The 16,314-nt window shown below is 65.2% G+C and carries 15 protein-coding genes; 1 reads left to right on the top strand and 14 read right to left on the bottom strand.

Going from position 1 to position 16,314, the window contains the following annotated elements; all coding sequences use genetic code 11:
- Positions 1 to 192 precede the first annotated feature (192 nt).
- From ureC to urtA, 11 genes are all read right to left on the bottom strand, one after another.
- The gene (ureC, locus tag BHD08_RS03015; RefSeq protein ID WP_125020764.1) at positions 193 to 1,893 is read right to left on the bottom strand and encodes an urease subunit alpha; all 1,701 of its coding nucleotides are present in this window, start codon (positions 1,891 to 1,893) and stop codon (positions 193 to 195) included.
- 116 nt (positions 1,894 to 2,009) lie between these two features.
- On the bottom strand, positions 2,010 to 2,315 hold the full coding sequence (locus BHD08_RS03020) for an urease subunit beta (RefSeq protein ID WP_015275548.1): 306 nt from the start codon (positions 2,313 to 2,315) through the stop codon (positions 2,010 to 2,012).
- Positions 2,312 to 2,875: a GNAT family N-acetyltransferase gene (locus tag BHD08_RS03025; protein ID WP_177412620.1), complete on the bottom strand. Its 564-nt coding sequence runs from the start codon at positions 2,873 to 2,875 to the stop codon at positions 2,312 to 2,314. The genes BHD08_RS03020 and BHD08_RS03025 overlap by 4 nt, the downstream gene beginning before the upstream one ends.
- 1 nt (position 2,876) lies before the next feature.
- Positions 2,877 to 3,179 (bottom strand): urease subunit gamma, encoded by a 303-nt coding sequence (gene ureA / locus BHD08_RS03030; RefSeq protein WP_125020766.1) that lies wholly within the window; start codon positions 3,177 to 3,179, stop codon positions 2,877 to 2,879.
- Positions 3,180 to 3,319: 140 nt separating this feature from the next.
- Positions 3,320 to 4,153, bottom strand: a complete 834-nt coding sequence (locus BHD08_RS03035) for an urease accessory protein UreD (RefSeq protein WP_125020767.1) — start codon at positions 4,151 to 4,153, stop codon at positions 3,320 to 3,322.
- A gap of 204 nt (positions 4,154 to 4,357) precedes the next feature.
- Positions 4,358 to 7,906, bottom strand: a complete 3,549-nt coding sequence (mgtA, locus tag BHD08_RS03040; RefSeq protein ID WP_125020768.1) for a magnesium-translocating P-type ATPase — start codon at positions 7,904 to 7,906, stop codon at positions 4,358 to 4,360.
- Between the two features lie 105 nt (positions 7,907 to 8,011).
- Positions 8,012 to 8,710, bottom strand: coding sequence for an urea ABC transporter ATP-binding subunit UrtE (gene urtE, locus BHD08_RS03045; protein WP_125020769.1), 699 nt, complete (start codon positions 8,708 to 8,710; stop codon positions 8,012 to 8,014).
- 158 nt (positions 8,711 to 8,868) lie between these two features.
- Positions 8,869 to 9,720 (bottom strand): urea ABC transporter ATP-binding protein UrtD, encoded by an 852-nt coding sequence (urtD, locus tag BHD08_RS03050; RefSeq protein ID WP_125020770.1) that lies wholly within the window; start codon positions 9,718 to 9,720, stop codon positions 8,869 to 8,871.
- Positions 9,717 to 10,796, bottom strand: a complete 1,080-nt coding sequence (gene urtC / locus BHD08_RS03055; protein ID WP_125020771.1) for an urea ABC transporter permease subunit UrtC — start codon at positions 10,794 to 10,796, stop codon at positions 9,717 to 9,719. Before urtC ends, urtD begins: the two co-directional genes overlap by 4 nt.
- Positions 10,793 to 12,364 (bottom strand): urea ABC transporter permease subunit UrtB, encoded by a 1,572-nt coding sequence (urtB, locus tag BHD08_RS03060; protein ID WP_125020772.1) that lies wholly within the window; start codon positions 12,362 to 12,364, stop codon positions 10,793 to 10,795. The genes urtC and urtB overlap by 4 nt, the downstream gene beginning before the upstream one ends.
- Before the next feature lie 178 nt (positions 12,365 to 12,542).
- Positions 12,543 to 13,811 carry an urea ABC transporter substrate-binding protein gene (gene urtA, locus BHD08_RS03065; protein WP_125020773.1) on the bottom strand — a complete coding sequence of 423 codons (1,269 nt, stop codon included), beginning with the start codon at positions 13,809 to 13,811 and terminating at the stop codon, positions 12,543 to 12,545.
- Between the two features lie 319 nt (positions 13,812 to 14,130).
- Between urtA and BHD08_RS03070 the strand changes: the two genes are divergently transcribed.
- Complete coding sequence (locus tag BHD08_RS03070) at positions 14,131 to 14,760, top strand: pseudouridine synthase (protein WP_125020774.1); 630 nt, start codon at positions 14,131 to 14,133, stop codon at positions 14,758 to 14,760.
- A 21-nt stretch (positions 14,761 to 14,781) separates the two neighbouring features.
- Here BHD08_RS03070 and BHD08_RS03075 read toward each other — a convergent pair whose 3' ends face one another.
- The 3 genes from BHD08_RS03075 to BHD08_RS03085 all read right to left on the bottom strand — a co-directional run bounded on the left by BHD08_RS03075 (position 14,782) and on the right by BHD08_RS03085 (position 16,207).
- Entirely contained in the window at positions 14,782 to 15,000 is a 219-nt protein-coding gene (locus tag BHD08_RS03075) for a DUF2788 domain-containing protein (RefSeq protein ID WP_003298283.1), read from the bottom strand.
- A gap of 174 nt (positions 15,001 to 15,174) precedes the next feature.
- Entirely contained in the window at positions 15,175 to 15,567 is a 393-nt protein-coding gene (locus BHD08_RS03080; RefSeq protein WP_015275559.1) for a globin, read from the bottom strand.
- 160 nt (positions 15,568 to 15,727) lie between these two features.
- Positions 15,728 to 16,207, bottom strand: a complete 480-nt coding sequence (locus BHD08_RS03085; RefSeq protein ID WP_015275560.1) for an Lrp/AsnC family transcriptional regulator — start codon at positions 16,205 to 16,207, stop codon at positions 15,728 to 15,730.
- Positions 16,208 to 16,314 lie beyond the last annotated feature (107 nt).

The following is a 16,314-nucleotide window of genomic DNA, read 5'->3' on the forward strand; positions in this document are numbered from 1 at the left end:
AATACCTGCCGGGTATTCCCAATCCGTCGAACGGTTGATTCATTCGTGAACCGACGAAGTGCACCGCGCTGAGTGGCGGTGAGGAGATGGTCGAGCGCCCTGTTTCAGAGGGCGGCCGATCAGCTGGATGCGCCCGTGAAGGCGCATGCCATTTGGCTGAGCTGCCAGGCTGGCTGCAGCGCCGCGCAGAACTCAGAACAGGAAGTATCGCTGCGCCATCGGCAGCACCTCGGCGGGTTCGCACCAGAGCAGCTGGCCGTCGGCGCGGACCTGATAGTTCTGCGGATCGACCTGAATATCCGGCGTGTAGTCGTTGTGGATCAGGTCCTTCTTCTGCACCGAGCGGCAGCCCTTTACCACGCCGATCTTCTTCTTCAGGCCCAGCTGCTCAGGCAAGCCGGCTTCGAAGGCGGCCTGGCTGATGAAGGTGAAACTCGATGCATGCAGCGATCCGCCGTAGCTGGCGAACATCGGCCGGTAATGCACCGGCTGAGGGGTCGGGATTGATGCGTTGGCGTCGCCCATCAGGCTCGCGGCAATCGCACCGCCTTTGAGGATCAGCGTCGGCTTCACGCCGAAGAACGCCGGGCGCCAGAGCACCAGATCGGCCCATTTGCCGACTTCGATCGAGCCCACCTCGTGGCTGACGCCGTGGGTGATCGCCGGGTTGATGGTGTACTTGGCGATGTAGCGCTTGGCGCGGAAGTTGTCGTTGCCGGCGCCATCACTGGGCAGAGCGCCGCGCTGCTTCTTCATCTTGTCGGCGGTCTGCCAGGTGCGGGTGATCACTTCGCCGACGCGGCCCATGGCCTGGCTATCGGAGCTGATCATCGAGAACGCGCCGAGATCATGCAGGATGTCTTCGGCAGCGATGGTCTCGCGACGGATACGGCTCTCGGCAAAGGCCACGTCCTCGGCGATGCTCGGGTCGAGGTGGTGGCAGACCATCAGCATGTCCAGATGCTCGTCGATGGTGTTGCGGGTGAACGGCCGCGTCGGGTTGGTGGAGCTCGGCAGCACATTTGGGAAGCCGCAGGCCTTGATGATGTCCGGCGCGTGGCCGCCGCCGGCACCCTCGGTGTGGTAGGTGTGGATGGTGCGGCCCTTGAACGCGCCGAGGGTCGTCTCGACGAAGCCAGATTCGTTCAGCGTGTCGGTATGGATCGCGACCTGCACATCGTACTGGTCCGCCACGCTGAGACAGTTGTCGATGGCCGCCGGGGTGGTGCCCCAGTCCTCGTGCAGCTTGAGGCCGATGGCGCCGGCCTTGACCTGCTCGATCAGCGGCTCGGGCAGCGAGGCATTGCCCTTGCCGGTGAAGCCGATATTCATCGGAAAGGCGTCGGCGGCCTTGAGCATCATCGCCATGTGCCAGGGGCCGGGCGTGACCGTGGTGGCGTTGGTGCCGGTGGCCGGCCCGGTGCCGCCGCCAATCATGGTGGTGACGCCGCTCATCAAGGCTTCTTCGATCTGCTGCGGGCAGATGAAATGGATGTGCGAGTCGATGCCGCCGGCGGTGAGGATCATGCCTTCGCCGGCGATGACTTCGGTGCTGGCGCCGATGGCGATGGTCACGTCGGGCTGGATATCCGGGTTGCCGGCCTTGCCGATGGCGGCGATGCGGCCATCCTTCAAACCCACGTCCGCCTTGACGATACCCCAGTGGTCGAGGATCAGCGCGTTGGTGATCAGGGTGTCGACCACGTCCGCGGCGCACAGCTGGCCCTGGCCCATGCCGTCGCGGATCACCTTGCCGCCGCCGAATTTCACTTCCTCGCCATAGGTGGTGAAGTCCTTTTCGACCTCGATCCACAGCTCGGTGTCGGCCAGGCGCACCTTGTCGCCGACCGTGGGGCCGAACATGTCGGCGTAGGCTTGGCGGGAAATTTTCATCGAATCTCATCCTTGTCCGTAGGGTGGACAACGCGAAGCTTGTCCACCGGCAATCTGGGTGGTGGAAAAGCCTGTGGCTTTTCCACGGGGTGGCCATCCACCCTACGAATCTGTAATCAGAGCGCGCCCATCACCCGTCCGGCAAAGCCGAACACCCGGCGCTCGCCGGCTAGTTCGACCAGCTCCACCTCGCGGCTCTGTCCCGGTTCGAAGCGCACCGCGGTGCCCGCCGGAATGTTCAGGCGCATGCCGCGGGCGGCGGCACGCTCGAAGGCCAGTGCATCGTTGGTTTCGAAGAAGTGGTAGTGCGAGCCGACCTGGATCGGCCGGTCGCCGCTGTTGGCCACGGTAATCGTCAGGGTGCGGCGGCCGACGTTGAGCTCGATCTCGCCGTCCTGGATCTGGTATTCGCCGGGGATCATGGATTGGACGTCCTGTTGAGGGTCAGTTGCATCATGGTCAGGTCCAGCCAGCGACCGAACTTGCAGCCGACCTGGCGCATCTGGCCGACATGGATGAAGCCGAGCTGCTGGTGCATATGCACCGAGGCGCGGTTCTCGCTTTCGATGAAGGCGACCATCACATGCTTCTCGAGCATGCGGGCGCGCTCGATCAGCGCCTTCATCAGGCTGCGGCCGATGCCGCTGCCACGATGGTCGGGGCTGACGTAAACCGAGTTCTCCACGGTATGGCGAAAGCCGTCATGGGGTCGCCACGGGCCGAACGAGGCATAGCCGGCCACGCGGCCCTGCTCGTCGATGGCCACCAGCACCGGGTAATGCTGCGCGTGACGCTCGGCCAGCCAGGCGCGGCGGTTGTCGAGGTCGACCGTGTGGTCGTTCCAGATCGCCGTGCTGTTCAGCACCGCGTCGTTGTAGATATGCAGGATGCCTTCGAGATCGGCGTCCAGGGCGTCACGTATCTGCACGTTGAGTTCCTTCAAAGCGGGTCTGGGGTCTTCGCAGTAGACATTGACCGACATTTCAGGCGATTGGTTGATGCACGGTGACCAGCTTGGTGCCGTCCGGGAAGGTCGCCTCGACCTGAATTTCCGGGATCATCTCCGGCACGCCTTCCATCACCTGTTCGCGGCTCAGCAACGTGGTGCCGTAATGCATCAGATCGGCGACCGTCTGGCCGTCGCGCGCGCCTTCGAGCAGTGCGGCGGAGATATAGGCCACGGCCTCCGGGTAGTTGAGCTTCACCCCGCGCCCCAGGCGGCGCTCGGCCACCAGGCCGGCGGTGAAGATCAGTAGCTTGTCCTTCTCTCGTGGTGACAGATCCATAACAGCTCCAGTCGTGGGGTGGATGTCGCTTTTCACATCCACCGGCTCGTGGCGGCAAACCACGCAGCGTCATTCAGGGCAGCGTGCACGCAGGCGCGCCAGGTATGGAAGGCAACGGCGTAGCCTTGCCCGCCGATCATTCAGGTACTCCAGATTCGTGGTGGAACGGCCTCGCGGCCCAGCAGTTCAGGGCGCAACAGTCGCCATAGGTCGATCAGCCAGGCGCGCGCATGCAGCGCTTCGTCGGCCAGGCAGCGCGCTACCACCAGGCCGGGCAGCTGGGTCAGGTCACCGCGTACGCGGCTGGGCAAGTCACGGCAGCGTTCCATCAGGTCGGCATCGATCTCGCCGCTGACGATCAGGGTGGCAAACACCGAACGGCCGTCGAGGCCGATCGGCGAGTCCAGCAGGCCGTCGCCGCCGGCGATGCGCTGGCGCTCGTGCCAGAGCAATTGACCATCGCGGCGAATATCCAGGCGCGCCTGAAAATGCCCGGCGTCGAAGCGCTCGCCCGCGGCCGGTCGCCCCAATGCAACCATGTCCCAGTAGAACAGCCGCGCGTCGCCTTCCAGCTCGATGACCGTGCTCAGCTCGGCCTGTGCCGCGGAGTAGATGATGGTCTCCTGCGGTAGCCATTCCAGCGTGGCGCCGGCTTCGACGCGCAAGCGCAAGTCCTGATACGCCGGGCCCGCCGCGCGATACCACTTGGCCGCGCCGGGGCTGGTCAGCTGCGCCCAGGCACCGGCACCAACCGAGGCGCAGATATCCAGCCGATCACCGCCGGCGATGCCGCCGGGCGGGTGCACGATGATGTGCTGGCAAACCTCCGGCCCCTCGGGATACAGATGCTTCTGCACCCGTAGCGGCCCGCTGTGGCGGCGCAGTACCGGCCGCGTGGCGCCGGCGCACAGCGCATAACCGAGTTCCAGCTCGGCATGCCAATGCGGGGTGAAGAGTTGCGTCAGAACGGTCATGCGCAGCTGCCAGTCGTAATTGACTGGGCAGACAGCAATAGTCGTGCCTCTACCCGGCGCGATGCGCAGCATCGGCGCGTACAGCCGAAGTGCTGGCGTAAGCAGGCTGGTTTCGATGATGGAAACGTCAAGCCGCTGCACCGTTTAGGTGCGAAGCGAGGGCTCGCAATATGCGGCGCTCGCAAATGGTGCATTTCAGTCGCGTCAGGGCTGGCGGGCTGCGCTGAGCCGGGCGAAAAAACGTTGTTTGGCCCATTCCGAGCAAGCTGCATAGAGCAGCGTGATCAGCAGTACCGCGCCCAGAACCGCTGCCGGCAGCGGCTGCAAGGCGAACCAGGCGCCTACGGGCGTGTAGGGCAGCAGGACAGCAAGCAGCCCGACACCGATCGCGCTTGCCAGCAGGAAGCGACCGGGACGGCTGCGGTAAAACGGCTTGTGCGTGCGCACCACGAAAATTATCGCCAGTTCGGTGATCAGCGATTCGACGAACCAGCCGCTGCGAAACAGCTCCGGCTGCTCGCCGACCAGGTAGAGCAGCACGCCGAAGGTCAGCAGGTCGAAGGCTGAGCTGATCAGGCCGAAAGTGATCATGAAGCGCCTGACCTCGCCGATGTCCCAGCGATGCGGCGTACGCGACCAGTCGGCGTCGACGCGGTCGCTGGCGATGCCGATGGCCGGAATGTCGGAGAGAAAGTTGTTGAGCAGGATCTGCTTGGCCAGCAGCGGTAGAAACGGCAGGAAGAACGAGGCCACGGCCATGCTGATCATGTTGCCGAAGTTGGCGCTGGTGGTGAGAAAGATGTACTTGAGGGTATTGGCGAAGGTACGCCGGCCTTCGTCGATGCCCTCGCGCACCAGGCCCAACTCGTGGCGCAGCAGGACGAAGTCGGCCGCCTCCTTGGCCACGTCCACCGCGTTGTCCACCGAGATGCCGACGTCCGCGGTGTGCAGCGCCGGTGCATCGTTGATGCCGTCGCCGAGAAAGCCCACCACGTGGCCGGTCTTCTGCAACGCGCGGATGATGCGTTCCTTCTGGTTGGGATCGACTTCGGCGAACAGGCTGATACGAGGCGCCAGGTTGATCAGCGCCTCGTCGCGCATCTGGCTAAGCTCGGCGCCGGTGATGATCTGCTCGACCGGAATGCCGACGCTTTCGGCAACATGCCGGGCGACCAGACGGTTATCGCCGGTGATGACCTTCACGGTCACGCCCAGTTCGTGCAGGGCGCTCAGCTCCTCGCGCACGCCGGGTTCGGGCGGGTCGAAGAACAGCAGAAAGCCGGCGAAGGTCAGTTCCTGTTCGTCCTCGGCGCTGCAGCCGTCGTGATCGAGAAAGCGGTAGGCAATGCCGAGTACCCGATAACCGGCCGCGCTCCAGGCGGCGAAGCGGGCGTTCAGCGCCTCGCGCCGGGCCGCGGTGAGCGGCAGCACAGCATCGCCCTGCTGCACGGACGCCGATACGTGCAGCACATTGTCCAGTGCGCCCTTGCAGATCAGTCGCGGCGTAGGCTGGTCTGCCTCACGCAGCAGCACGCTCAGGCGCTTGCGGACGAAGTCGTAGGGAATCTCGTCGAGCTTTTCGGCGCCTGGCATGGCTGGCTCCTGGTCGCGAGCGTAATCGCCGATCGCCTCGTCCAGCGGATTGCGCAGACCTGTCTGCAGCGAGGCGTTGAGCCAGGCTAGGCGCAATACCGTCCGGCTGGGCTGGCCATCGACATCCAGCGCACCGTCGAGCGCGACCACGCCGCGGGTCAGGGTGCCGGTTTTGTCGGTGCACAGGGTGTCCATCGCGCCGAGGTTCTCGATGGCATTGAGATGACGCACGATCACGCCGCGCGCAGCCATCCGCCGCGCACCGGCCGATAGCGTGGCACTGAGGATCGCCGGCAACAGCTCCGGCGACAGCCCGACGGCCAGGGCGATGGCGAACATCAGGGTTTCCAGCGGCGGGCGCTCGAGGAACAGGTTGAGGCCCAGCACGGCGGTCACCATGACCAGCATGACGCGCAATAGCAGCCCGCCGAAATGGCGCAGACCGCGCTCGAATTCGGTTTCCGGCGGCCGCAGCACCAGCGACCGTTCGATATGGCCGAGCTCGGTCTGCACGCCGCAGTTCACGGCCAGCAAGCGAGCTGTGCCGCTGCGCAGCGAGGTGCCGCGGAACAGGCAGTTGTCGCGCTGCGCGAGGCTTGCGTCAGGCGCAACCTGGCCGGCCTCCTTGTGAACCGGGAAGGTTTCGCCCGTCAGCAGCGCCTGATTGACGAAACAGTCGCGGGCGTCCACCAGCCGACCGTCCGCGGGGATCAGGCTGCCGGCCGAGAGCTCGACGATATCGCCGGGTACCACGTCGCTGGCAGGGATGCTCTGGATACGGCCGTCGCGCCAGACATCGGCGCGACTGGCCACCTGTCCGCGCAGGCGATCGATCGCGCGGTTGGAGCGGACTTCATGCGCGCAGCCCACCAGCGCGCTGGCCAGCACGATGGCCAGGACGATCAGAGCGTCCAGCCAGTCGTGCACCACCAGCGCCACCGCCGCGCCGATCAGCAGGATCAGCACCAGCGGACTGGACAGCTGGCGCCCCAGCGAGGCGACGACCATTCCCGCCAGATGGGGGCGGTGGGCTCGCAGGACAGACGGTTGGCGCGCGGCGGCTTCGTCGCTGCGCAAGCCGCCAGGGGCCGCCTGCAGCCGGCCATAAAGCTGATCCAGTGGCTCGCTCCAGAACGCCATGGACGGCGTTTCGCGGGAACCCTCGGACTGGCTGCGCAACGCCGAACGGGAAAGCCAGAAACCGGGCAGCATCGGCAGCCAGAAGCTCAGCGCACGGAACAGCAGGGTCGCCGACAGGCCTGCCGCCAGCGGCACACCGGCCCAACTGAGGGTCGTTACCGCCGCGGCCTCGAACGCGCCGAGCCCGCCCGGCACGATGCCGACGCTGCGCAGCACGCTGGCGAGCATGAAACTGGCGAAGATACCGGCGAAGGGGGCGGCATGGCCGATGGCGTAGAGCAGGACCCACATGGTCAGCGCATCGAGCAGGACGATAGCCAGCGAATAGCCGGTCGCCCGCACCAGCAGCGCGGGGCTTCGTGTCAGGCGCGGTTCGGCAGCAAACACCATCGCCAGGAGTCGCTGCATCCAGCGAACGTTCTGCATTCGGCTGGCCAGGCGGCTCTGCGGCAACCCGGCGATCAGTGGCGCGGCGACGGCCATCAGCCCGCAGAACAGCATGAAGGCGGCACTGGTTGCGATCACCGCGAGGCCGCCATGCCCGCTGCCGATGGCGATAACCAGCGCTGCACCGAGCGCCAGCAGATAAGCCGCGAAGTAGGCCGAGACGCTGATGATGAAGCAGCTCGAAACCTGCGACAGACCAATGCCGCGCCGCTGCAGCAAGGCGACAACGGTCACTGCGCCGCTGAACCCCGACGAGGGTAACGCCTGGTCGACGAACAATTTGGCCAGGCTGAGCTTCGTCGCATCCCATAGCGGCAGCGCCGCGCCCGAGGCCTTCAGCACCATGCGGTAGAGCTGACCCTGCGCGATGTAAGTCAACCCCTGCAAGGCAATGGCCAGCAGCAGCCAGCCCGGCTCGGCCTGGCTGAGAAGCAGCTCGAAATGGCTGGCATCGGACAGCTGCAGCACACCGGCCACCAGCGCGCCGAGCACGGCCGCGCCCAGCAGCCAGGAGAACCAGACCAGCTGTCTGGCGTGCGCGGTCGAGCTGGTGGAACCGAGTACATCGTGCATGCGGTGCATCCGATGAAGGAGATCAACAGCTTTCGATACTCGTCCTGCGAACGCGACGCGGCATTGACGCCGGTCAGCCAGGCTTCGCGGGCCGCTGCAGCAAGGCTAGATCGCTACCAGGCGTTGTACACCCTCGGCGGCCATGTTTTCGCCGCGCCCTTGCTGAATGATCTCGCCGCGGCTCATCACCAGGTACTGGTCGGCCAGCTCGGCGGCGAAGTCGTAGAACTGCTCCACCAAGAGGATCGCCATGTCGCCGCGGGCGGCGAGTTTCCTGATCACCGCGCCGATCTCCTTGATCACCGAGGGCTGGATGCCTTCGGTGGGTTCGTCGAGGATCAAGAGGCGCGGCTTGCTTGCCAGCGCTCGGCCGATGGCCAGCTGCTGTTGCTGGCCGCCGGAGAGGTCGCCGCCGCGGCGATGCTTCATTTCCTTTAGAACCGGGAACAACTCGTAGATGAACTCGGGTACTTCCTTGGCTTCGCTGGCGCTGAAGCGGGACAGGCCCATCAGCAGGTTTTCCTCGACGGTCAGGCGGCCGAAGATCTCGCGCCCCTGCGGCACGTAGGCGATACCGGCGTGCACGCGCTGGTGCGGCTTGAAGCCGGTGATCGGCTTGCCTTCCCAGTTCACTGCGCCTTCCTTGGCCGGAATCAGGCCCATCAGGCATTTGAGCAGGGTGGTTTTGCCGACGCCGTTGCGCCCGAGCAGGCAGGTGACTTCGCCGACCTTCGCCTCGAACGAGAGGCCGCGCAGGATATGGCTGCCGCCGTAGTACTGATGCAGTTGCTGGACTTGCAGCATGTGCGACTCCTTCACTTGGTGGATAAGCCGCTGGCGTTATCCACCCTACGATTAGGTTTTGCGTTGATGCGGGCATGGGCGTTCGGCGGACGTAGGGTGGATGACGCTTTACCCATCCACCGTGAAGCGCCATCGGGGGCTAAACGGCGTCAAACCGCTCAACGCCCCAGATACACCTCGATCACCCGCTCATCCGCCTGCACCTGTTGCAGCGAACCCTCGGCCAGCACCTGGCCCTGGTGCAGCACGGTGACGTGGTCGGCGATGGTCTCGACGAAGCCCATGTCGTGCTCGACCACCATCAGCGAATGCTTGCGCGCCAGCGACTTGAACAGCTCGGCGGTGAACTCGGTTTCGGCATCGGTCATGCCGGCCACCGGCTCGTCGAGCAGCAACAGTTGTGGCGATTGCATCAGCAGCATGCCGATCTCGAGGAATTGCTTCTGCCCGTGGGACAGCAGCCCGGCCGGGCGATGGCGTGACTGTCCGAGGCGGATGGTTTCCAGCACTTCGTCGATGCGGTCCTTTTGCTCGCCAGAGAGTTTGGCTTTCAAGCTCGCCCACACCGACTTGTCGGTCTTCTGCGCCAGCTCCAGGTTCTCGAATACCGAGAGCGCCTCGAACACCGTGGGCTTCTGGAACTTGCGGCCGATGCCGGCCTGGGCGATGTCCACCTCGCTCATGCGGGTCAGGTCCAGGGTTTCGCCGAAATACGCGCTGCCGCTGGTGGGGCGTGTCTTGCCGGTGATGACGTCCATCATGGTGGTCTTGCCGGCGCCGTTGGGGCCGATGATGCAGCGCAGCTCGCCGACGCCGATGTAAAGGCTGAGGTCCGTCAGCGCCTTGAAGCCGTCGAAGCTGACGTTGATGTCTTCCAGGCTGAGGATGGTGCCGTGGCGTACGTCCAGGCCTTTCTCGGCGACCCGGCCAAGGCCGATGGCATCGCGGGTCAGGCCGCCGCCGGTGGGGTCGAAACCGTCGATGACGGCGCTGCAGGGTACGGTTTTCATTGTTCGCCCCTCCGCTTGATAAGGCCGATGACGCCCTTGGGCAGGTACAGGGTGACGACGATGAACAGCGCGCCGAGGGCGAACAGCCAGTATTCGGGGAAGGCCACGGTGAACCAGCTCTTCATGCCGTTGACGATGCCGGCGCCGAGCAGCGGGCCGATCAGCGTGCCGCGTCCACCGAGGGCAACCCAGACAGCAGCCTCGATGGATTGCGTCGGCGCCATTTCGCTGGGGTTGATGATCCCCACCTGCGGCACATAGAGCGCACCGGCCAGGCCGCAGAGCATTGCCGACAGCGTCCAGATGAACAGCTTGTAGCCGCGCGGATCGTAGCCGCAGAACATCAGCCGGTTCTCGGCATCGCGCAGGGCGGTGAGCACCCGGCCGAACTTGCTGCGCGCCAGGCGGAAGCCCAGGTACAGGCTGCCGGCCAGGAGCGCCACGGTGGCGAGAAACAGCGTGGCGCGGGTCGCCGGCGCCGAGATCGAGAAACCGAGGATGGTCTTGAAATCGGTAAAGCCGTTGTTGCCGCCAAAGCCGGTCTCGTTGCGGAAGAACAGCAGCATGCCGGCGAAGGTCAGCGCCTGGGTCATGATCGAGAAGTACACGCCCTTGATTCGCGAGCGGAAGGCGAAGAAGCCGAAGACGAAGGCCAGCACGCCGGGCACCAGCACCACCAGGCACATGGCCCAGAGGAAGCTCGACGTGCCGTACCAGTACCAGGGCAGCTCATTCCAGGCGAGGAAGCTCATGAACGCCGGCAGGCCGTCACCGGCGCTCTGGCGCATCAGGTACATGCCCATGGCATAACCGCCGAGGGCGAAGAACAGGCCGTGGCCGAGGGACAAGAGCCCCGCGTAACCCCAGACCAGATCCAGCGCCAGGGCGACGATGGCGTAGCAGAGGATCTTGCCCACCAGGGTCAGGGTGTAGGCCGAAACGTGCAGGGCATGCTCGGCCGGCAGCAGGTGCAGCAGCGGCATGGCCAGCAACACGACCAGAGCGATACCGAGGGCGACGGCGGTGAGTTTTGGCCCGGCTTTCTGCGCGGCGGTGAGGGTAAGTGGCTGGTTCAATCGATGACCCTCCCCTTGAGAGCGAAGAGTCCCTGCGGACGCTTCTGGATGAAGAGGATGATCAACGCGAGGATGAGGATCTTGCCCAGCACGGCGCCGATCTGCGGTTCGAGGATCTTGTTGGCGATGCCGAGGCCGAAGGCGGCGAAGATGCTGCCGGCCAGCTGGCCGACACCGCCGAGCACGACGACCAGGAAGGAGTCGATGATGTAGCTCTGGCCGAGGTCCGGGCCGACGTTGCCTATCTGGCTCAGGGCCACGCCGCCGAGGCCGGCGATGCCGGAGCCCAGCCCGAAGGCCAGCATGTCGATGCGCCCGGTGGGCACCCCGCAGCAGGCGGCCATGTTGCGGTTCTGCGTTACCGCGCGCACGTTGAGGCCTAGGCGCGTCTTGTTCAGCAAGAGCCAGGTCAGCAGCACCACGAACAACGCGAAGCCGATGATCACCATGCGGTTGTATGGCAGCACCAGATTGGGCAGCACCTGCCAACCGCCGGACAGCCAGGCCGGGTTGGCGACCTCGACGTTCTGCGCACCGAACAAGACGCGCACCAGCTGGATCAGGATCAGGCTGATGCCCCAGGTCGCCAGCAGGGTTTCCAGCGGGCGGCCGTAGAGGTGGCGGATCACCGTGCGTTCCAGCGCCATGCCGATAGCGGCGGTGACGAAGAAGGCCACCGGCAACGCCACCAGCGGGTACAAGGCGAGGGCTTCCGGGGCGAGCCGCGCCATCAGCACCTGCACCATGTAAGTGGTGTAGGCGCCGAGCATGAGCATCTCGCCGTGGGCCATGTTGATCACCCCGAGCAGGCCGAAGGTGATCGCCAGGCCGAGGGCGGCGAGCAGCAGGATCGAGCCCAGCGACAGGCCGCTGAAGGCCTGGCCGAGCAGCTCGCCGATCAGGAGCTTGCGCTTGACCTGAGCCAGGCTGGTCTCGGCGGCTTTGCGCACGTTGGCGTCGGTTTCTGCCTCGTCGGCGAGCAGGTTCTCCAGGCGCACCCGCGCCATGGGCGCGCCGGTTTCGCCGAGCAGGCGCACCGCGGCGAGGCGTACTGCGGGGTCGCTTGCGGTCAGCTGCAGGTTGGCCAGCGCCAGGGTCAGCGCTTCGCTGACGGCGGCATCGTCCTCGGCGTCCAGGCGCTGCTGGAGCAGCTCGAGCTGTTCCGGTTGGCCGCTGCGCTGCAGGCGCTTGGCCGCGGCGAGGCGCTGCGCGGGGTCTTCGGCGGACAGCTGGTGGCTCGCCAGGGCGGTGTTGAGCAGGCCGCGCAGGCGGTTGTTCAGGCGCAGCTTCTTCGGCGTGCCGACCGGCTCGGCATCACCTGCGAGGGCACGGTAGGTCCCGTTTTCCTCGATAAAGGGCGTCTTGTTCTGGTCGATGGCCACGCGATTGGCGCGCAGCGCTTCGATCAATTCGAGGCGCTCAGGCGCGGGCGCGGCGGCCCAGCTTTCCAGCAGCCTGGCCTGTTTGGCCGGGCTGGCCTTGGCGTAGTCGGCCGCGTCTCCGGCCTGTGCCGCCCAGGGCAGCGCGAGCAGGAGCAGCAGCAATAATCGGTGCAGGGCAGTGTTCATTCGTGAATTCCCCAGGGGGCGCCGCGGGCTCTCTTGATGGAGGTGGCGGCGGTGGGCAGGCGGATGAGAACGTCTCGACTACGTGTCCCGATCCGCCTGACGAAAGCCGAGTGATCGTGGGGTGGATCGGGACGCGGACTCGGCGCGCGTCACCCATCCATCGCGACGACCGCAGCGCTTAGTTCGACTTCACCGCGTAATCCGGCTTCTTGTCGTTACCCGGGATATACGGGCTCCACGGTTGCGCGCGGACCGGGCTTTCGGTTTCCCAGACCACCGAGAACTGACCGTCCTCCTGGACTTCGCCGATCATTACCGGCTTGTGCAGGTGGTGGTTCTTTTCGTCCATGGTCAGGGTGTAGCCGCTCGGTGCCTCGAAGGTCTGTCCGGCGAGGGCATCGCGTACCTTGCCGACGTCGGTGGTGCCGGCTTTCTCGACCGCCTGCGCCCACATGTGGATGCCGACGTAGGTGGCTTCCATCGGGTCGTTGGTCACGGCCTTGTCGGCGCCCGGCAGGTTCTTGGCCTTGGCGTAGGCCTTCCACTTGCTGACGAAGGCTTCGTTGACCGGGTTTTCCACCGACTGGAAGTAGTTCCAGGCGGCCAGGTGGCCAACCAGCGGCTTGGTGTCGATGCCGCGCAGCTCTTCCTCGCCGACCGAGAAGGCGACAACCGGAACGTCAGTGGCTTCCAGGCCCTGGTTGGCCAGTTCCTTGTAGAAGGGCACGTTGGAGTCGCCGTTGATGGTCGACACCACCGCTGTCTTGCCGCCAGCGGAGAACTTCTTGATGTTGGCGACGATGGTCTGGTAATCGCTGTGGCCGAACGGGGTGTAGACCTCTTCGATGCTCGATTCCGGTACGCCCTTGCTGATCAGGAAGGCGCGCAGGATCTTGTTGGTGGTGCGCGGGTAGACGTAATCGGTGCCGAGCAGGAAGAAGCGCTCGGCGCTGCCGCCGTCTTCGCTCATCAGGTACTCGACGGCCGGGATGGCCTGCTGGTTTGGCGCGGCGCCGGTGTAGAAGACGTTGGGCGACAGTTCCTCGCCCTCGTACTGCACCGGGTAGAACAGCAGGCCGTCGAGTTCTTCATAGACCGGCAGCACGGACTTGCGCGACACCGAGGTCCAGCAACCGAAGGTCACAGCCACCTTGTCCTGGGTCAGCAGCTGACGGCCTTTCTCGGCGAACAGCGGCCAGTTGGACGCCGGGTCGACCACCACCGGCTCGAGCTGCTTGCCGAGCACGCCGCCCTTGGCGTTGATCTCGTCGATGGTCATCAGCGCCATGTCTTTCAGTGACGTTTCCGAAATGGCCATGGTGCCGGACAGCGAATGCAGAATCCCGACCTTGATGGTTTCGGCAGCCTGCAGGGTGAACGGGAACAGGCCGCTGAGCATCAGGGCACTGGCGGCGAGGGTGGACTTCAACAGGGGACGGCGTTTCATTGTGGGCGGCTCCTTGGCTGTCCGTGCGCAACTGTGGGTTGGTCCTTGGGGACTGGGAGGCCTATCGCAGCATCCGTGCCAATTTCGCTGGAGCCCTTTGCGTGCGCGGCTTTGCTGGCAGTGCGCCCGATGCGCCTTGACGGGGCGCTGCGCTGGCGCAGTGCGAAAACGGGGCGGCCTGCACGTGATGGGGCAGCGCGTTGCACGCTTGTGGTGCGAAACATCCGCCGCCGATTGTTGTGATTACGTGGGTGACGGTGGGCGGCTTGCGGGCCTCATCGCTGCGCCCTAGCATGGCCGGCCTGTTCTGGGAGCTTTCATGCCGCGCATTTCTCGTCCCCGCCCACCGCGCGCCGCCGCGGCGCGTACACCATCCCGGCGAGTCGCCAAGGCACCGCCGGCCGAGCCGCGCTTGCTACTGCTGAACAAGCCCTTCGACGTGCTCACCCAATTCAACGATGCCGATGGCCGCGCCACGCTGAAGGACTTCGTCGAGGTGCCCGGCGTCTACCCGGCAGGGCGCCTCGATCGTGACAGCGAAGGCCTGCTGCTCTTGACCAACGACGGCCAGTTGCAGGCGCGTATCGCCGACCCGAAGCACAAGCTGCCCAAGACCTATTGGGTACAGGTGGAAGGCGAGGTCAGCGCCGAGCAGCTGCAGCGCCTGCGTGATGGCGTCGAACTCAATGACGGCATGACCCTGCCCGCCGAAGCGCGGCAGCTGGAAGAGCCCGAGCTCTGGCCGCGCAACCCGCCGGTGCGTTTTCGCAAGAGCGTGCCGACCAGCTGGCTGGAATTGGTGATCCGCGAGGGGCGTAATCGCCAGGTCAGACGCATGACGGCGGCGGTCGGGTTGCCGACCCTGCGTCTGGTGCGGGTGCGCATCGGGCCCTGGGCGCTCGATGGCCTGCAGCCGGGCGAGTGGCGGGAAGTGCCGGCGCAGCTGTAGCGCGCCGGCCGGTGCATCAACTCAGTGCGGGATGCCCTGAGTGACTTCGATGACGTAACCGATGACAGGCTTGGCGAGAAAGGCGAACAGACACAGGCCGAGACCGAGAAACAGGATGGCGGTGCCGAGGCGGCCGGCCTTCGACTTCTTGGCCAGGTCCCAGATGATGAACGCCATGAAGGCCATCAGCCCACCGACGAGCACGATCATCATCCACTTTTCGAAAACTTCGGGCTCCACAGGGATCTCCTGACTGACTTCGACGAATGCGCCCGTGGCAGGCCGGGCGCGAAAGCGCGGCAGTATACGCCGGCAGCAAGCGGCGCGTGTGCCACCGCTGGTTGGACGGCGGTGCTCGGAAAGCGTTCGTATCGAGCCGACCGGGTGCTGCTGCGACGAAATGCCTCACCTGCGTCAGTAGCCCGCCTTGATCACGTCGATGCCCTTGTTCAGCACGGCGCGCCACGCCTGCAGGTCCTGCGCTTGCAGCTCGTCGTCATGCTGGCTGATGGTCTTCAGTAGCGCCGCGATCCACAGGTCATAGAGTTCCGGGTGGATATTCAAACGCTCGCGTGAGTGACTCTGGCCCAGTGCGCGGAGCTTGGTGTCCGGCATGCCGCGGGCGAACAGCACCAGGTTGAGGATGCCGGCGCGCAGCAGCTGCTTCTGCGCCGTCATGTCGGTGCGGACGAATTTTTCCCTGATCGCCGGCGAACTGGCGAGGAAGGCAACGTAGAAGTCGTCGAAGAAGCTGGAGCTCGCGCAGCAGCGGCCATAGCTCTGCATGACGCGATTGGTGTCTTTCATGGGGCATTTCCTTTGCAACGAAGGCTTGCGTGGCGACGCCTGCGTGGGGCGACGCGCTTGCGACCGGCTACCTGCGGTGGTCCACCGCGGCGCGGAATGAAGGGCGCGGATTATAGGCAGTAACCCTGCGAAAAGTAGGGTGCAGGTTGTGCGCTGTGTCTCAGCTGCGCAAATGCTCCAGTGGCAGCTCGGTACTCGACGCCACCTGGCGCAGGACGAAGCTGGAACGCACGCTGGAGACGCCTTCGATGCGCGTCAGGGTGCCGAGCAGAAACTGCTGGTAGTGCTCCATGTCGGGTACCACGACCTTGAGCTGGTAGTCCGCATCCATGCCGGTGACCAGGCTGCATTCGAGCACCTCCGGGCATTTGCCGATGATCCCCTCGAAGTGCTCAAAGCGTTCCGGTGTGTGGCGGTCCATGCCGATCAGGACGTAGGCGGTCAGCGTCAGGCCGAGCTTCTTGCGGTCGAGCAGGGCGACCTGGCGGGCGATATAACCATCATCTTCGAGTTGCTTGACGCGGCGGGAGCAGGGCGAGGGCGACAGACCGATGCGTTCGGCCAGTTCCTGATTGGAGATGCGGGCATCGTGCTGCAATTCGGCGAGGATGCGCAGGTCGTAACGGTCGAGTTTGCTCATCTTCCGGCTCGTGCGGGTTATGGTTGCGCTGGATGATGGATTAATAGCTTGCAGTTGCGCAAGTGGTGCTTATTTGAGCAATCTTCGCAATCCTGTGCTGGAGTCGG

Origin of the sequence: Pseudomonas sp. SCT (genome assembly GCF_003864275.1) — a bacterium.
Classification (GTDB): domain Bacteria; phylum Pseudomonadota; class Gammaproteobacteria; order Pseudomonadales; family Pseudomonadaceae; genus Stutzerimonas; species Stutzerimonas stutzeri_AE.